This window comes from Candidatus Enterococcus ikei (genome assembly GCF_017316105.1).
Classification (GTDB): domain Bacteria; phylum Bacillota; class Bacilli; order Lactobacillales; family Enterococcaceae; genus Enterococcus_L; species Enterococcus_L ikei.
This window is the reverse complement of the sequence record NZ_JAFLWD010000046.1, coordinates 1-15,244: the sequence shown is the minus strand read 5'-3', so window position 1 is coordinate 15,244 and position 15,244 is coordinate 1. Positions and strand designations below refer to the sequence as shown.

At 37.9% G+C, this 15,244-nt stretch carries 17 protein-coding genes; all 17 read left to right on the top strand.

Translation table 11 applies throughout. The features are described from left to right. Window positions 1–114 precede the first annotated feature (114 nt). On the top strand, window positions 115–660 hold the full coding sequence (gene mobA / locus JZO69_RS15420; RefSeq protein ID WP_277989640.1) for a molybdenum cofactor guanylyltransferase: 546 nt from the start codon (window positions 115–117) through the stop codon (window positions 658–660). Window positions 661–681: 21 nt separating this feature from the next. Next, window positions 682–1,491 carry a formate/nitrite transporter family protein gene (locus JZO69_RS15415; RefSeq protein WP_207113711.1) on the top strand — a complete coding sequence of 270 codons (810 nt, stop codon included), beginning with the start codon at window positions 682–684 and terminating at the stop codon, window positions 1,489–1,491. Continuing rightward, window positions 1,469–2,044, top strand: a complete 576-nt coding sequence (locus JZO69_RS15410; protein WP_242586898.1) for a hypothetical protein — start codon at window positions 1,469–1,471, stop codon at window positions 2,042–2,044. Before JZO69_RS15415 ends, JZO69_RS15410 begins: the two co-directional genes overlap by 23 nt. A gap of 12 nt (window positions 2,045–2,056) precedes the next feature. After that, window positions 2,057–2,545 carry an NADH-quinone oxidoreductase subunit NuoE family protein gene (locus JZO69_RS15405; protein WP_207113709.1) on the top strand — a complete coding sequence of 163 codons (489 nt, stop codon included), beginning with the start codon at window positions 2,057–2,059 and terminating at the stop codon, window positions 2,543–2,545. A gap of 11 nt (window positions 2,546–2,556) precedes the next feature. Then, window positions 2,557–3,855 (top strand): complex I 51 kDa subunit family protein, encoded by a 1,299-nt coding sequence (locus JZO69_RS15400; protein WP_207113708.1) that lies wholly within the window; start codon window positions 2,557–2,559, stop codon window positions 3,853–3,855. Window position 3,856: 1 nt separating this feature from the next. Then, the gene (gene fdhF / locus JZO69_RS15395) at window positions 3,857–6,577 is read left to right on the top strand and encodes a formate dehydrogenase subunit alpha (protein WP_207113707.1); all 2,721 of its coding nucleotides are present in this window, start codon (window positions 3,857–3,859) and stop codon (window positions 6,575–6,577) included. Window positions 6,578–6,592: 15 nt separating this feature from the next. Beyond that, window positions 6,593–7,795, top strand: a complete 1,203-nt coding sequence (locus JZO69_RS15390) for a molybdopterin molybdotransferase MoeA (RefSeq protein ID WP_207113706.1) — start codon at window positions 6,593–6,595, stop codon at window positions 7,793–7,795. Window positions 7,796–8,009: 214 nt separating this feature from the next. Next, window positions 8,010–8,510: a cyclic pyranopterin monophosphate synthase MoaC gene (gene moaC, locus JZO69_RS15385; RefSeq protein ID WP_207113705.1), complete on the top strand. Its 501-nt coding sequence runs from the start codon at window positions 8,010–8,012 to the stop codon at window positions 8,508–8,510. Window positions 8,511–8,535: 25 nt separating this feature from the next. Next, complete coding sequence (gene moaA / locus JZO69_RS15380) at window positions 8,536–9,501, top strand: GTP 3',8-cyclase MoaA (RefSeq protein WP_207113704.1); 966 nt, start codon at window positions 8,536–8,538, stop codon at window positions 9,499–9,501. A 6-nt stretch (window positions 9,502–9,507) separates the two neighbouring features. After that, the gene (locus JZO69_RS15375) at window positions 9,508–9,942 is read left to right on the top strand and encodes an MOSC domain-containing protein (RefSeq protein ID WP_207113703.1); all 435 of its coding nucleotides are present in this window, start codon (window positions 9,508–9,510) and stop codon (window positions 9,940–9,942) included. Further along, window positions 9,935–10,408 carry a MogA/MoaB family molybdenum cofactor biosynthesis protein gene (locus JZO69_RS15370; protein WP_207113713.1) on the top strand — a complete coding sequence of 158 codons (474 nt, stop codon included), beginning with the start codon at window positions 9,935–9,937 and terminating at the stop codon, window positions 10,406–10,408. The genes JZO69_RS15375 and JZO69_RS15370 overlap by 8 nt, the downstream gene beginning before the upstream one ends. Window positions 10,409–10,423: 15 nt before the next feature. Further along, window positions 10,424–11,398, top strand: coding sequence for a molybdopterin-binding protein (locus JZO69_RS15365; protein ID WP_207113702.1), 975 nt, complete (start codon window positions 10,424–10,426; stop codon window positions 11,396–11,398). A 22-nt stretch (window positions 11,399–11,420) separates the two neighbouring features. Continuing rightward, a complete protein-coding gene (gene modA / locus JZO69_RS15360; protein WP_207113701.1) occupies window positions 11,421–12,239 on the top strand; it encodes a molybdate ABC transporter substrate-binding protein in 819 nt (272 codons plus the stop codon). Between the two features lie 9 nt (window positions 12,240–12,248). Then, complete coding sequence (gene modB / locus JZO69_RS15355; RefSeq protein WP_207113700.1) at window positions 12,249–12,920, top strand: molybdate ABC transporter permease subunit; 672 nt, start codon at window positions 12,249–12,251, stop codon at window positions 12,918–12,920. Further along, window positions 12,917–13,918 (top strand): sulfate/molybdate ABC transporter ATP-binding protein, encoded by a 1,002-nt coding sequence (locus JZO69_RS15350; RefSeq protein WP_207113699.1) that lies wholly within the window; start codon window positions 12,917–12,919, stop codon window positions 13,916–13,918. The genes modB and JZO69_RS15350 overlap by 4 nt, the downstream gene beginning before the upstream one ends. A 193-nt stretch (window positions 13,919–14,111) precedes the next feature. After that, window positions 14,112–15,002 (top strand): ABC transporter ATP-binding protein, encoded by an 891-nt coding sequence (locus JZO69_RS15345; protein WP_207113698.1) that lies wholly within the window; start codon window positions 14,112–14,114, stop codon window positions 15,000–15,002. A gap of 73 nt (window positions 15,003–15,075) precedes the next feature. Beyond that, window positions 15,076–15,231, top strand: coding sequence for a hypothetical protein (locus tag JZO69_RS15340; RefSeq protein ID WP_207113697.1), 156 nt, complete (start codon window positions 15,076–15,078; stop codon window positions 15,229–15,231). Window positions 15,232–15,244 lie beyond the last annotated feature (13 nt).

The window sequence follows — 15,244 nt, the reverse complement described above, 5'->3', positions numbered from 1 at the left end:
AAAATATTTTTTAGGTATAATAAAAAGTAAGGTTATTTCTTTGGATAATATTTTTAGATAATCAATGGAGGTGTAAGTTTTATAAAGCAAATAACAGAGTGTACTGCAGCTATTTTGTGCGGTGGTAAAAGTTCACGAATGGGTTTTGATAAGTCTTTACTACAAATTGATGGAAAGTATATGTTATTGAAAACGGTGGATCGGCTTAAAAAAGTTTTTCCGCAGATTCTGTTAGTGACAAATGAACGGATGAAGTTTCCAACTATTTTTTCGCAAGTTGAAATTTTAGAAGATCATTATTCAGAAAAAGGGCCGCTTGGTGGCTTAGTTACAGCTTTAGAAAGTATAAAAACAGAGCATTTGTTTTTACTTGCATGTGATATTCCTGATCTGAATACCGATTTGATTCAAAGAATGTCAGAATATATGAAATCTTATGATGTAGTTATTTGTAAACAAACGGATCGTTTGGAACCTTTATTTGCTTTTTATCGCACTTCTTGTTTGGCCGTTATGCAGCAGCAACTTCAAACAAATGATTGGCGTATATGTAAAGAATTTGATCACTTGTCGGTGAAAGTGTTGACACTAGAGTCTTCCGTTAGGTTAAAAAATGTGAATACACAAAAGGAATTGAAATGGTGGAATCAGTCAGAGTGATTTTTATGAAAGGAGTTTAAGATGGATTTTGAGAGTAGCCAAGAAGTCGTAACAAGTTTGGGCAATAAAGCTGTAGCTAAAAGTAAGCTATCTTTTTTTAGACTGAGTGTTTTAGGAGTCATGGCTGGTTTTTTTATCGCATTAGGGTATTTATCATTTATTAGAATTTCAGGTACGGTACCTAAAAGTTGGGGCGGTTTTTCAACTTTTCTAGGTGGGTGTTTATTTCCAATCGGATTGATAGCGCTTACTTTCGTTGGCGGTGAATTGGCAACAGGAAACATGATGGTGATGACGTTAGGCGTTTTGCAAAAAAAAATCAGCGGTAAAAGTTTACTTTATAACTGGTTAGTCGTTTTGATTACCAATTGTATCGGGGGAATTCTAGTTGCTTATTTCTTTGGACATATTATTGGCTTGACAGAAGGTCCTTTTTTGGAAAAGACAATTTCGGTGGCACAAGCAAAAATCGGAGATACACCTTTAGTAGCCTTTATTTCAGGAATCGGCTGTAATATATTTGTCTGTTTGGCGGTCTATCTTGGAGCGATGGGTAAAACGTATCTTGGGAAAATGTTTGGTCTATGGTTTCCAGTTATGGTGTTTGTAGTTTGTGGTTTTCAGCACGTTGTCGCGAATGCGTTCATTATACCCGCAGCTATTTTTTCAAATGCTAGTGATATTTTGTGGTCAGATTATCTTAGCAACACCTTGTTTGTATTTTTAGGAAACGCAGTCGGGGGGAGTTTATTTTTAGCTGTGCCACTGATGTTTGTGACTACTGAAAAGAAGGAAGCGAGTGAGCCAGATGGTATTTATGAAAAGTATTGAGATAAAAAATATGATCCAAATCGGCTCTACAGGACGTAATAGCGGAAAAACGACGATTGCTAAAACATTGATTGCTGAAAATCATCAGCATTTTTCTATCTATGGCTTGAAAGTCATCACGATCAGTGGTGCGCGCGGTAAATGCCAACGTGGAGAAACAGGCTGCGGTATTTGTACAAGTATTGATGAAGGCTATGAGCTGATAGAAGAGAGGAATTCTAGTGGTTCAAAAGATACGATGCAGCTACTACGAGCTGGATGCAAGAAAGTGTATCTGCTAAAAGTATTTCATGACCATTTGTTAGAAGGGTTTTTAATGTTTTTGCAGGTTGTTCCAAGAGATACATTGATTATTTGTGAATCAAATTCGATTCGTGAAGTGGTCAAACCTGGCGTTTTTCTTATGATGAACAATCAAAAAGGAATTAAAAAAACGGCAGCTAAAGTCATCGATCTTGCCGATGTTGTTTTGAATACACCAAAGTTGCCGGAATCGTATTGTCTTATAAAAACGAAAGACGGGGTTCGTTTCTCTGAAAAGAGTGCAGGATAGAGGAGGAAAAATATGAGTTCATTAAGCTTGTCAGAAAAAGAAGCAATTATTTTAGAAAATGATTCAGATCCACAGCGTATATTAAATATGCTGATTGAAATTCAGTATGCTTCAGAAGAAGGATATATCGATGAAGAGACAGCGAAGTTAGTTGCTGATCGACTGCATTTATCGCAAGCGCGGGTTTATGAGATTTTGAGTTTTTACGCGATTTTAAAAACGGAGCCGCAAGCAAAATATGTGCTGAAAATTTGCAACAGTACACCGTGTCTTTTTACAGGTGGAGAGATGTTATCCGAGGTGTTGGGAACGATATTAGAAGTTCCAGCAGACCAGCCAACTCCAGATGGGTTATTTATGTATCATAGTATTCCTTGTATTGGTGCGTGTGATCAAGGTCCTGTGATTAAAATCAAAGATACTGTATTTGGTGATTTGACGGAAGCAAAAGTGTATCAATTGATCGATGATCTCCAGAATGGATGTTATCAGGAGCTATAGGAGGAAAAGAGATGATCAAACGAAATCAGCCCATTTTATTAGAGCGTGTAACTAAAATGAAACAAGCAACAAATGTTGAGGAATATCAGGAATATAATGGATTTTCTGGCTTATTGAAAGCAATCAAGATGGATAAAGAAGCGATTTTAGATGAATTAGATTTAGCGCATTTGCGAGGACGTGGAGGAGCGGCATTTCCATTAGGAAAAAAATGGCGGCATTTATATGGTGCTAAAGGAGATACAAAATATATCGTTTGTAACGCCGATGAAGGCGAACCTGGTACGTTTAAAGACAAAGCTTTATTAGAACATGATCCGCTGAGCGTGATCGAAGGAATGGTGATAGCTGGTTACTTGTTCTCTGCTAAAGCCGGCTATATTTACATGCGTGGAGAATATCGGCGAATTCAAAAAATCTTTCAAGAAGCGTTGGATAATGCCGAAAAAGCTGGCTTCTTAGGAGAAAATATTTTAGGGATTCAAGGCTTTGATTATAAGATTACGATTATTTCAGGAGCGGGTGCTTACGTTTGTGGTGAGAATTCAGCGCTTTTAAATTCTATTGAAGGTAAAACAGGCAGACCTAGAGTAAAACCCCCTCACTTAGCAGATGTTGGCTTGTATTTGCAGCCTACCTTAGTTAATAATGTAGAATCTTTTGCAGGTATTCCGGTTATTTTACGTGAGGGCGGTCAAGCGTATCGTGATCTGGGAACAGAAGATGGCGGAGGCACAAAGCTGATTTGTTTATCTGGTCATATCAAAAATCGAGGATTATACGAAGTGAATCTGGGAACGCCGCTAAAAGAAATTCTCTATTCTGAAGAGTATGGCGGCGGCTCAGCTACAGGACGACCGTTAAAATTTATTCATTTTGGTGGACAATCTGGACCGATTGGAGCGGTTGAAAATCTGGATGATTGTATTTATTCTTATGAAGGATTATGGGACAAAGATTTATCGATTGGTTCAGGAGCAATCGTGGTAATGGACGATCAAGTGAGTATTGTCGATTACTTAGTCAATGTTGCGGCGTTTTTTGCTCATGAATCTTGTGGTAAATGTACACCATGCCGTTTAGGAACAACAAGAATCTTAGAACTTCTGACAAAATTTAATATGCAAACAGCGGTTTTGGGTGACCTTGAACGTCTTGAAAAAATGCTGATGCATGTGACGAATCTTTCTGCTTGTGGCTTAGGACAATCTGTTGCCAATCCAATGAAAAGTGGTTTAGCTTATTTTCCAGAAGAGTTTGAAGCAGGAATCCGTGAAGCAGTTACACCAGTGAATGGGGGGCTTTGGTAAGATGGAAACAAAAATAAAAACAGCAACAGTCACGATGTCGATCGATGATCAAACGATCACAGTTCCAAAAGGGACGACCGTTTTGGAAGCAGCGAATATGTTACACATTGAGATTCCTACCCTTTGTCATTTAAAAGAGTTGGCACCTGATGGTTCATGCCGCATGTGTACGATCGAAGTAGAAGGCGGACGAAAAGGTGGTTTGACTACAGCTTGTACGGCTCATTGCCAAGAAGGCATGGTGGTTTATACAGCTTCGCCTAGAGTCAATGATTCTCGCCGCTTTGTGTTGGATCTTTTGTTAAGTAATCATAAGTTAGAGTGTTTCTCTTGCGGTAAAAATGGTGATTGTAAACTGCAAGATTATTGTTTAGATTATGGAATCGATGAGACTAGTTTTACTGATGGAAAGAGGATGCCTTGCCATCAAGAAGATACCAGTAACCCATTTTTTGATTACGATCCAGAAAAATGCGTTATGTGTAGACGTTGTTCCAAGGTTTGCCAATTGCGCCAAGGTCGAGATGTAATCAGTATCTCCAAGCGCGGGTTTGATACAAAAATGACCCCTAGTTATGAAGCGCACTTTGATCAGTCACTTTGCGAATCTTGCGGAAATTGTGTCTCTGCTTGCCCAACAGGTGCTTTGGTTAGTAAAGATCATAAACAATATCGAGCGTGGGAAACAAAAAAAATCCCAACAACTTGTCCTCATTGCGGCACAGGATGCCAAATGAATCTCGTCGTGAAAGGCAATAAATTAGTTGGCGTAGAGCCAATCAATGGAGCGGCTAATAAAAACCTTCTATGTGTCAAAGGAAAATTTGCATCATACAAATTCGTAGGATCAGGAGATCGCTTGACGGAACCGTTGATCAAACGTAATGGTATTTTTGAACCAGCAACTTGGGATGAAGCCTTAAGCTTGGTTGCAGATAAATTTAGTCAGCTAAAAGCCGATCATGGAGCTGATTCGTTAGCTGGTTTTTCTTGTTCACGTTCAATCAACGAAGATAACTATGTTTTCCAAAAAATGATGCGGGCGGCGTTTGGTACAAACAACGTGGATAATTGTGCTCGTGTTTGCCATTCCGCTTCTGTACATGGATTGGCTCATACTTTGGGATCAGGAGCAATGACTAATCCAATTGCTGATATCACTACAGACGTTGATGTGATTCTATTAGTTGGTTCAAATCCCGAAGAAGCCCATCCAGTAATTGGTTCTCAAATTCGTCAGGCGATGCAGCGTGGCACTAAAGTGATTGTTGTCGATCCTCGTAAAATAGACTTAGTGAAAAATAGCGAACTTCATTTGCAAATTCAAGCTGGAACGAACGTGGCTTTTGCCAATGGCATGATGCATGTGATTTTAAAAGAAGGATTAGCTGATCAAAAATTTATTGAAGAAAAAACGGAAGGATTTGAAGCACTGGAACGGTTGGTAACAGAATACACACCTGAAAAAGTTGCGGAAATTTGTCATATTAAAGCAGAAGATTTGATCACAGCAGCTAGATTGTATGCGAAGGCGGAAAAAGCGCCAATCATTTATTGCTTGGGCGTAACGGAACACTCAACAGGAACTGAAGGCGTTATGAGTATGTCTAATTTGGCGATGCTAGTTGGAAAAATTGGCAAACCTGGTTGTGGTGTCAATCCATTGCGTGGACAAAACAATGTCCAGGGCGCTTGTGATATGGGCTGTATGCCATATGATTTCCCTGGGTATCAAAAAGTTGCAAATCCACAAGTCATGGAGAAATTTGAGAATGCTTGGGGCGTCACGTTAAATAAAAATGTTGGGTTGACCTCTACCCAAGTTTTACCCGCTGCAACAGAAGGCAAGATCAAAGGGTTGTATATTTTTGGAGAAGATCCGATCGTAACCGATCCAGACACCAACCATGTGCGCAAAGCATTGGAGAATTTAGAATTTTTTGTGGTTCAAGAATTATTTATGACAGAAACAGCAGCATATGCAGATGTAGTACTGCCAGGAATCAGTTATGCTGAAAAAGATGGAACGTTCACGAATACTGAAAGAAGGGTGCAACGAGTACGTAAAGCAGTGGAGCCAAAAGGAACGGCAAGGGAAGACTTTGATATTTTCTGTGAGGTCATGACTCGTCTTGGCTATCCAAGTCATTATAATTCAGCTAAAGAAATTATGGACGAGATTGCAAGTGTGACTCCAACCTTTGCAGGGATTAATTATGAACGCTTAGAAGAAACAGGCGGTCTACAGTGGCCATGTCGAACAGTAGAAGATCCAGGTACACCAATCATGCATGTTGGAGAATTTACTCGTGGCAAAGGCTTATTCATGGCAATCCCATATAAAAAATCGAGAGAACTACCAGATGAAAGTTATCCGTATTTAATGTCTACAGGTAGAATGTTGTATCATTACAATACTAGAGCAATGACTGGTCGAACAGAAGGAATCAATCAAATTGCGAACCGTTCCTATATTGAGATCAATACAGTAGATGCGGATCGTTTAGGGATTGAAGAAGGTGACAAAGTCAAAGTTAAATCTAGAAGAGGAACGATCGAAACCTATGCAGCGGTTGGCAATCGAGTCTTTCCGCAAGAAGTATTTATGACGTTTCATTTTCCAGACGGAAACGTTAATGAATTGACCAATGCAGAATTTGACGATATCGCTATTATCCCTGAATACAAAGTGTGCGCGGTTGATATCACACCCATCAAGTAAAAAGGAGTTGAGCCAATGATCGAAGTCGAAGCAGCTAGAATGAAAATCCAACACGTTTTGGCTCAGCAGAAAAAAGTAGAGATTGTTTCCATTTCAGAAGCTGCTGGACGAGTGTGTGCTGAGAATATCTATGCTAAAGTAGCAGTCCCCCATTTCCCAAGAGCTGGCATGGATGGCTATGCAGTCGTCGCAAATGAAATAAAAGGAGCTTGTTTGGAGCAGCCAGTTTGTTTAAAGGTAATCGATGCGATCTTTGCGGGAGATTCAGAATGTAATCCCATAAAAATTCCTAATACAGCCGTTAGAATTATGACTGGTGCGCCGATCCCAGAACCCTATGATGCAGTGATCAAGCAAGAATGGACAGATTATGGTGAAACACAAGTCAAAATTTATCGAGAAATAAAAGCAGGCCGCAACTATGGTGAAATCGGTGAAGATGTTTATTTTGATCAGAAAATCATTCAAAAACATCAATTGATCAATAGTCGTGCGGTCGGTATCTTAGCTGCACAAGGAATCAAAGAGATCAAAGTTTTAGAACCGATGAGAATAGGTATTTTAGCAACAGGCAGTGAATTGATTTCCTTAGACGAGCCACTATCATCAGGTAAAATCTATGACAGTAATCTCTATACATTAGCTTCGTTTATTCAGTCAAGCGGTAGCAAAATCATATTCCAAGAGCATTGTTCAGATGATATTGAGGCGATTTCTAAGTTTATATGTGAAAAAGCAAATGATGTGGATCTATTGATCACAACGGGCGGTGTTTCTGTTGGTGAAAAAGACTACGTTCCTCAAGTGATCCAACAAATTAAAGGAAAGTCACTGTTTCACTTTGTGAATATGAAGCCAGGAACGCCAATGATGGCTAGTTTATACCAAAATGTGGTTCTCTTAAATCTATCAGGAAATCCTTTTGCAGCGGTGGTTAATCTGCATTTGTTTTATTGGTCGGCGTTAGCACACTTTATGCAGTGTCCTGAATTGAACTTAGAAAAACGAGAGGTTCAATTAACTGAAGATTTAAAGCTATCCAATATTCGCCGTTTTATTCGGGCTTATGAAGAAAATGGATTCGTTTCTTTGAACTCAAAATTACATTATTCTTCTGTTTTTCATAACACCCTTGAAACCAATTGTCTGATCGATCAGCCTGCCAAAGCAGAGTTAAAAAAAGGTGATCATGTGACCGTTTATTATTGGAAATTTTAGAGAAATAAAGAAATCAAAAAATTGGGTCAAAAGCGTAGCTCCGAGAAATAAGGGAGAGGTGCTTTTGATCTTAGTTTTTATCGTGATTTCTTTGATTTGCTAAAAAAAATTATTTATATCAGATTGTTTTTTTTTAGCCGGAGTGATAAACTTGAGTCAAAGATAATCAATTATTTTGCTAATTAATAATGAAAGCGTTTTAAGAGGTGCTTAAATGGACAAATTTTTGACGTTTACACATATCAATGAACAAGGACAAGCTCAGATGGTCGATGTTTCTGAGAAGAAATCAACGGAAAGAACAGCTATTGCTTATGGTGAAATCCACATGAACAAAGCTGTCGCAAGTGGCATTAAAAATCAAACAATAAAAAAAGGTGAAGTACTGCAAGTAGCAAGAATTGCTGGAATCATGGCAGCAAAAAAGACGTTTGAACTAATTCCATTATGCCATGTATTGACATTGACGAAATGCACGATTGATTTTAACTGGAAAACCGATCAGATCTTGATTGTGCAGTGTTTAACAAAGGCTGTCGGACCGACTGGGGTAGAAATGGAAGCTTTAACTGGAGCAAATATTGCACTTCTTACGATTTATGATATGTGCAAGGCGATGGATCGTGAGATGAAGATTACAAATGTTGGCTTGTTAGAAAAATCTGGAGGCAAAAGCGGACATTTTATTTCAGCAAGTCAAGAGGTCGACGAATGATAAGGCAGGAAGGACGCGACTTAAAATGAAAGATTCTTTTAACCGAGAAATTGATTACGTTCGACTATCTGTGACGGATCGTTGTGACCTTAGGTGTACTTACTGCATGCCAGCCACAGGTATGTGTTTTCTAAAAAAAGATGAGGTCTTGAGTTTTGATGAGATTCTATTTTTGATCAAGAGTTTGGCTACACAAGGAATCAAAAAAGTGAAGATCACAGGCGGTGAGCCTTTAACAAGAACAGATACCATCGCTTTGATCAAGGCGATAAAAGAAATCAAAGGAATTGAAAAAGTCACATTAACAACTAATGGAATTCAATTAGCGAAATACGCTAGTGCTTTAAAATTGGCGAAATTAGATGGTATCAATGTTAGTATCGATACGCTTGATCCAGATGAATTTCATAAAATCACTAGAGTGGGTGATTTAAACAGAGTATTAGCTGGTTTGGAAAAAGCAATTGAGGTTGGATTACCTAATATTAAAGTCAACACAGTGGCTAGAGGAGAACTAACAGATGAAGAAATCTGTGAAATCGCGGCTCTTGCTAAAACTAATCCGATCCATGTTCGTTTTATCGAATTGATGCCGATTGGATTAGGCAAAGGGTGTCCTGGAAAGACGCAAGAAGAACTTTTTTCTGTACTTGAATCAAGATATGGCAGCCTGATTTCTTATGACCAACGTTTAGGCAATGGACCAGCGAGTTATTTTTCATTACCAGAGTTTAAAGGGAAAATCGGATTTATTAGTGCGTTAGGCCATTGTTTTTGCGCTGAATGCGACCGAATCAGAATCACTGCTGAGGGGTGTTTGAAAACGTGTCTACATATGGATGATGGATGCGATTTAAAAAAAGCTTTACAGACACAAGACGAAGAATTGTTATTAAAGAAAATTTCTTTAGCGGTTTTAAGGAAACCAGAGAAACATCATTTTTTAGAAAACCAAGGCGACACTCGGTTAATGTCACAAATAGGAGGATAGATGGATATGGCAGTTGGAGAAATTATTGGAATCAATATTAGTGAACGGCGTGGAACACAGAAAAAGGAAATTTCAGAAGTTGATTTAGTGAAAGGATTTGGGTTGGAAAATGATGCTCATGGAGGAAATTGGCATCGCCAAGTAAGTTTGCTATCATTTGAGAAAATCACTGAGTTTAATGAACGTGGCGCTCGTGTCGGTAATGGTGCTTTCGGTGAAAATATTATTGTATCAGGAATCGACTTACGAAGATTACCAGTAGGTAGTCAAATTCGGATTGGTCAAGCAGAATTGGTCGTTACACAAATTGGGAAGGAATGCCACAAACATTGCCAGATTTATGCTCGTGTTGGCGATTGTATCATGCCTAGAGAAGGGATTTTCGCAGTTGTTGTAGAAGAAGGTCACATCAAAAAAGGAGACAAACTTGAAGTTGTATAAAGCAGGTATCATCACATTGAGTGATTCAGGATATCAAGGACTTCGTGAGGATGAATCTGGTCGAATCATAAAGCATCTGATTCAAGATCAATTCGAGATAGTCGGGCAAAAGATATTACCAGACGAGGCAGTTAAATTAAAAGCGTTGCTAATTGAGTGGTGTTTGACTTGCGATTTGATTCTAACAACGGGAGGAACTGGATTAGGCGTTCGAGATATTACACCAGAAGCAACACTGAGCGTGGCGGAAAAAGAGATTCCGGGTATTAGTGAAGGAATGCGCATGTTAAGCATTCAAAAAACACCCTTTGCGATGTTAAGTCGAGGAGTTGCAGTGCAACGCGAGCGAACATTGATCATCAATTTACCGGGAAGTCCTAAAGGTGTAACAGAAAACTTAACCTATTTACTTCCTATTTTGCCACATGCCCTAGATATTTTAACTGACCGAAAAACGGAGCATTAAGCGGAGGAAATAAGCATGAAAGTTGTTAAAACAATTGATGCAGAAGGGGTAGTTCTGTGTCAAGATATCACTAAAATCGTTAAAGGAAAATTTAAAGGAGCCGCCTTTTCAAAGGGATATCAGGTTAAAGCTGAAGATATTCCTGTGTTACTTTCATTAGGAAAAGAGCACTTATTTTTAAGATCAGAATCGTCAGAGCTGATCCATGAAAATGAGGCGGCTGAGATTTTATATCATTTAATTGCAAGCGATTCGATGCAGCCGACATCTGTTTCTGAGGGGAAAATCGAAGTAGTTGCGAAAGTAGACGGGCTATTGAAGGTAGACAAAGAGTTGCTATTTAAGTTAAATTCAATTGAAAAAATTGCTGTTGCTACACTAAAAAATAATCAAAAAGTAAGTGCAGGGCAAAAACTAGCAGGAACTCGAATCATTCCTTTGGAAATTGAACCAGAGAAATTACTTGAGGCAGAAAATGTAATTGGCTGTGAATCAGTATTAACATTGATTCCTTTTAAACCTGTAACGATTGGTATAGTCACCACAGGAAGCGAAGTTTTCAATGGATTGATCAAAGATACTTTTACCTCGGTAGTTGAAGAAAAGCTGTCTCATTATTCAACAGTGACTATTAAATTTCATAAAATCGTCAATGATGATCCCAACCTGATTACTGCCGCAATCAACCAGATGTTGATAGATGGGGCAGATATTGTTTTATGTACAGGCGGCATGAGCGTTGATCCAGATGATCGAACGCCTTTAGCAATTAAACAAACAGGGGCTGAAATCATTTCACATGGTACACCAGTTTTACCAGGGTCGATGCTGTTATTAGCTTATTTAGATGGAAAAACAATTATGGGATTACCAGGTGGCGTCATGTTTTCTGAACGAACCGTTTTTGATTTACTATTGCCAAGAATTATCGCTCAAGACAAAATAACAAAAGAAGAAATTGCGCATTTAGGCTACGGTGGCTACTTATAAACTATTTTTCAGGAGGATAACAATGAAGTCAAATCAGAAAGTTACGTTTATTCCATTACTCTTACTAGTATTCTTGGTTCTAACTGCTTGTACGACTAATAATACAAAAACAACTGATTCATCTAGTGATAACAGTCAAACAGAAGAACATCACTTATTGATCGCAGCTGCGGCAAGTCTGGAAACCGTTATGGAAAACCAAATTATTCCAGCGTTTGTCAAAAACAATCCTGGAACTACGATCGAAGGAAACTATGATAGCTCTGGAAAATTGCAGTCGCAAATCGAAAAAGGCTTAGAAGCAGATATTTTCTTTTCAGCAGCAACAAAACAGATGGATGCATTAGTTTCACAAAATGTAGTAGATAAAAAAAATGTTGTCCCCATATTACAAAACCAATTAGTAATGATCGTCCCGCGTTCTTCTGACCTTGATTGGAAAGACTTTAGTGATTTGAAAAAAGCAGACATGATCGCAATTGGTGATCCTGCCAGTGTACCAGCAGGTCAATATGCTGAAAAAGGGCTGAAAGCCTTGGGCTATTGGGATTATGTCAATGATCATGCAAGTTTTGGAACGAATGTAACGGAAGTGCTGAATTGGGTAGCTGAAGGCAGTGCTCAAGCAGGTTTGGTGTATGCGACAGATGCGGCATCTAATGACAAAGTAAAAGTTGTAGCTGTTTTACCAGAAGATGCCTTGAATGAACCGATTATCTATCCAGTTGCGCTAGTTGAAAAGTCAAAAGAAAAAGCAACAGCAGAAAAATTTCTCGCATTTTTAGAAAGTAAAGAAGTTGCAAAATACTTTGAAGATTCAGGATTTATCATGAATAAGTAGGTGAATGTAATGGATTTGAGTCCGATCTTAATTTCGTTTAAAACAGCAACTATTGCTATAATTGTTACTTTCTTTAGTGGGACATTAGCGGCCTATCTTGTTTTTCGTTTGAAAAATCGAGGACTTAGAATTCTGTTGAATAGTTTATTTACCTTGCCGCTGGTGTTGCCGCCAACGGTTTTTGGTTTCTTTTTGCTGGATATTTTTGGTGTTCAACAACCAGTGGGGAAATTTTTACTGGATTTTTTTGCTGTTAAAGTGGTTTTTTCATGGACTGCAACAGTGATTGCGGCAGTTGCTGTGTCCTTTCCTTTGATGTATCGTTCCGCAATTTCCGCATTTGAGCAAATCGATCCTGATTTGTTAGCAGCGGCTCAGACATTAGGCTTTTCTGAAATTAAAGTCTTTTTTAAAATTGCCTTTCCACTTGCTATCAATGGGCTTTTAGCGGGTGGTGTATTGGCGTTTGCTCGAGGATTAGGAGAATTTGGTGCAACGACAATGCTAGCTGGAAATATTGCAGGAAAAACGCGAACCTTACCACTAGCTATTTATTCAGCTGTTGCTGCAGGCGATTGGGAATTGGCACAAAAATACGTAACGATCATTGTATTTATTTGCCTGCTAATTCTATTGTTAACTGAGATTTTCAGCAGTAACTCACGGAGGTCGCACACATGAAACTCACAGTCGATATTCAAAAAAAACTAAAAAATCATGAATTAAAAGTCAAATTTGACATAGACACAACCACTTTAGGAATATTAGGAGCATCAGGCTGCGGAAAAAGTATGCTGCTTAAATGCATTGCTGGCATTGAAACCCCAGATTTTGGGCGAATTCAATTAGGTGATCGAGTATTATTTGATAAAGAACAAGGTATCGATTTATCACCGCAAAAACGTAAAGTAGGTTTACTATTTCAACAATATGCATTGTTTCCACATTTAAGTGTGTCTAAAAATCTAAGCTGTGTCACTAAAAAGCAACAGCTGATAACAGAATTATTAAAGATGTTTCATTTAGAAAATGTCAAAAATAGGTATCCAAGACAGCTTTCAGGTGGTCAGAAACAAAGAGTAGCATTAGCACGAATGCTTGCCTCAGAACCAGATCTATTATTGTTGGATGAACCTTTTTCAGCGTTAGATACATCATTAAAAGAAGAACTTCAAGTAGAATTGCAGAAACATTTGGCAAAAATTGAAGGGAATGTTTTGATTGTGAGTCATAGCTTAGATGAACTCTATCGGCTGTGTCCTGAATTAGTGATTATGACAGAATCGACAGTTTTACAGGGGAAAACGAATGAGTTGTTCAAACAACCTAAGACGGTAGCTGCTGCGCGTTTAACTGGGTGTAAAAATATTTTTCCTATTAAATGGATCGATTCTCATACAGTTCAAGTTAATGGTTGGGATATTTTTTTAACAGTTTCTACGGACGTCACTTCGGATTGTCGTTATATTGGTATTCGAGCGCACGATTTTTCGATTGAAGACAGTAAAGTAAATCAATTGCCTGTGAAATATATGGGCAATCAACAAACACCATTTGAGCAAAATGCTTGGTATGACTATAATGGGACCAGAATTTGGTGGAAAGGCAGCAAGCAGATTGATGCGGAAAAAATTAGCAAATTTACCATTCGACCAGAGGTTATTATGGGATTAAAATAGCTTTATATGAAGTAATTAAAAACGGAAGTAGGTTTGATTAGCGATTTTATTCAGCGAAAGTTCCTCTTCTTATTTTGTTCACATATTGTTCACCAAAATAGCAAGTAACTATCAGGTGCTTAATGATAAAATAAAGCAAGACAAGTTGGTTTGGTTGAAACGTATGTAGAAGAATAAGGAGTAAGTACAAAATATGGGTGGAATTTTAGAAATCAAAGGTGTTACGAAGTATTCAGGCAAGCAGCGTATGTTTGAAAAGCTTGATTTTTCATTAGATGAGCCAAAAATTATAGCTTTAGTAGCGCCAAATGGAACTGGAAAAACAACATTGCTAAATATTATTGCTAATATCGATTCGGTTGATGAAGGATCGATCGCTGTATTTGGAAAAACACATACGGATTCTCAGATGTTTCACAACGTATCTTATTTGCAAGATTCATCTATTTTATATGATTATTTAACTGGTTGGGAGCATTTAGAATTTGTACGCAACGTGTATGGCAAAACCAAAGAAGAAATACAAGCGATTATTGAAGAATTGGACATTGCAGTTTATTTGAATAAGAAGGTCAAAACCTACTCTTTAGAAATGAAACAATATCTACTTTTAGCTATTTCCTTGATAAATGAACCTAAATTACTTTTAATGGATGAGCCGTTGAATGGATTAGATCCAATCAGCAGTATTAAAGTTAAAAATTGTATCCGTTCATTAGCGAAGCAAGGTGTTTCGGTTATACTTACTTCCTGCAATTTATATGACCTAGCCACGATAACTGAAGATATCTTTTTTTTATACGAAGGCAAACTAGTTGAGAAAGAAGAAGCAATAATCGATGTTGTTGAGTATATGGTTGTTTTAGAAGAAGTTGACAAAGCACTTTCATTTTTATCGAGGATTGATGTATCTTGTACTCAGATTTCTAAATATAAATTACGAGGAAATTTCACCAAACACCAATTAACAGTCTTTCGTTCGTTTTGTAAAGAACAAGAAATAACATTATTTGATTTTCAAGTTACTAATGGTCATTTAGAAAGAGTCTATTTCAATTTATATGGGAAAATGAACGAGCCTTGACATGATAGTCGACTGGCCAAAGGAGATTAAGGGGCTTAACAAAAACTATAGGAAAAACAAGGAGATGAATGAAATGAAGGAAGAAACGTTTATCGAATATTTGACTATAGCTCTTAAAAATTTAGGCTATACAAAAGCAGGTATTTTTAATGTTCAAGGAGAAGTCAAACGCTTGCTCAAAACGAATTCCCCTGAAGAGATAAAAGTGAAACTAACACAAATAAAATAAACGACGTATACTC

What these genes read in the sequence shown, in the direction of transcription:
- JZO69_RS15400 (WP_207113708.1), top strand. Translation starts at nt 2,557, where the DNA reads ATGATCAAACGAAATCAGCCCATTTTATTAGAGCGTGTAACTAAAATG.
- JZO69_RS15415 (WP_207113711.1), top strand. Translation starts at nt 682, where the DNA reads ATGGATTTTGAGAGTAGCCAAGAAGTCGTAACAAGTTTGGGCAATAAA.
- JZO69_RS15410 (WP_242586898.1), top strand. Translation starts at nt 1,469, where the DNA reads ATGGTATTTATGAAAAGTATTGAGATAAAAAATATGATCCAAATCGGC.
- fdhF (WP_207113707.1), top strand. Translation starts at nt 3,857, where the DNA reads ATGGAAACAAAAATAAAAACAGCAACAGTCACGATGTCGATCGATGAT.
- JZO69_RS15375 (WP_207113703.1), top strand. Translation starts at nt 9,508, where the DNA reads ATGGCAGTTGGAGAAATTATTGGAATCAATATTAGTGAACGGCGTGGA.
- modA (WP_207113701.1), top strand. Translation starts at nt 11,421, where the DNA reads ATGAAGTCAAATCAGAAAGTTACGTTTATTCCATTACTCTTACTAGTA.
- modB (WP_207113700.1), top strand. Translation starts at nt 12,249, where the DNA reads ATGGATTTGAGTCCGATCTTAATTTCGTTTAAAACAGCAACTATTGCT.
- JZO69_RS15390 (WP_207113706.1), top strand. Translation starts at nt 6,593, where the DNA reads ATGATCGAAGTCGAAGCAGCTAGAATGAAAATCCAACACGTTTTGGCT.
- moaC (WP_207113705.1), top strand. Translation starts at nt 8,010, where the DNA reads ATGGACAAATTTTTGACGTTTACACATATCAATGAACAAGGACAAGCT.
- moaA (WP_207113704.1), top strand. Translation starts at nt 8,536, where the DNA reads ATGAAAGATTCTTTTAACCGAGAAATTGATTACGTTCGACTATCTGTG.
- JZO69_RS15350 (WP_207113699.1), top strand. Translation starts at nt 12,917, where the DNA reads ATGAAACTCACAGTCGATATTCAAAAAAAACTAAAAAATCATGAATTA.
- JZO69_RS15365 (WP_207113702.1), top strand. Translation starts at nt 10,424, where the DNA reads ATGAAAGTTGTTAAAACAATTGATGCAGAAGGGGTAGTTCTGTGTCAA.
- JZO69_RS15345 (WP_207113698.1), top strand. Translation starts at nt 14,112, where the DNA reads ATGGGTGGAATTTTAGAAATCAAAGGTGTTACGAAGTATTCAGGCAAG.
- JZO69_RS15405 (WP_207113709.1), top strand. Translation starts at nt 2,057, where the DNA reads ATGAGTTCATTAAGCTTGTCAGAAAAAGAAGCAATTATTTTAGAAAAT.
- JZO69_RS15340 (WP_207113697.1), top strand. Translation starts at nt 15,076, where the DNA reads ATGAAGGAAGAAACGTTTATCGAATATTTGACTATAGCTCTTAAAAAT.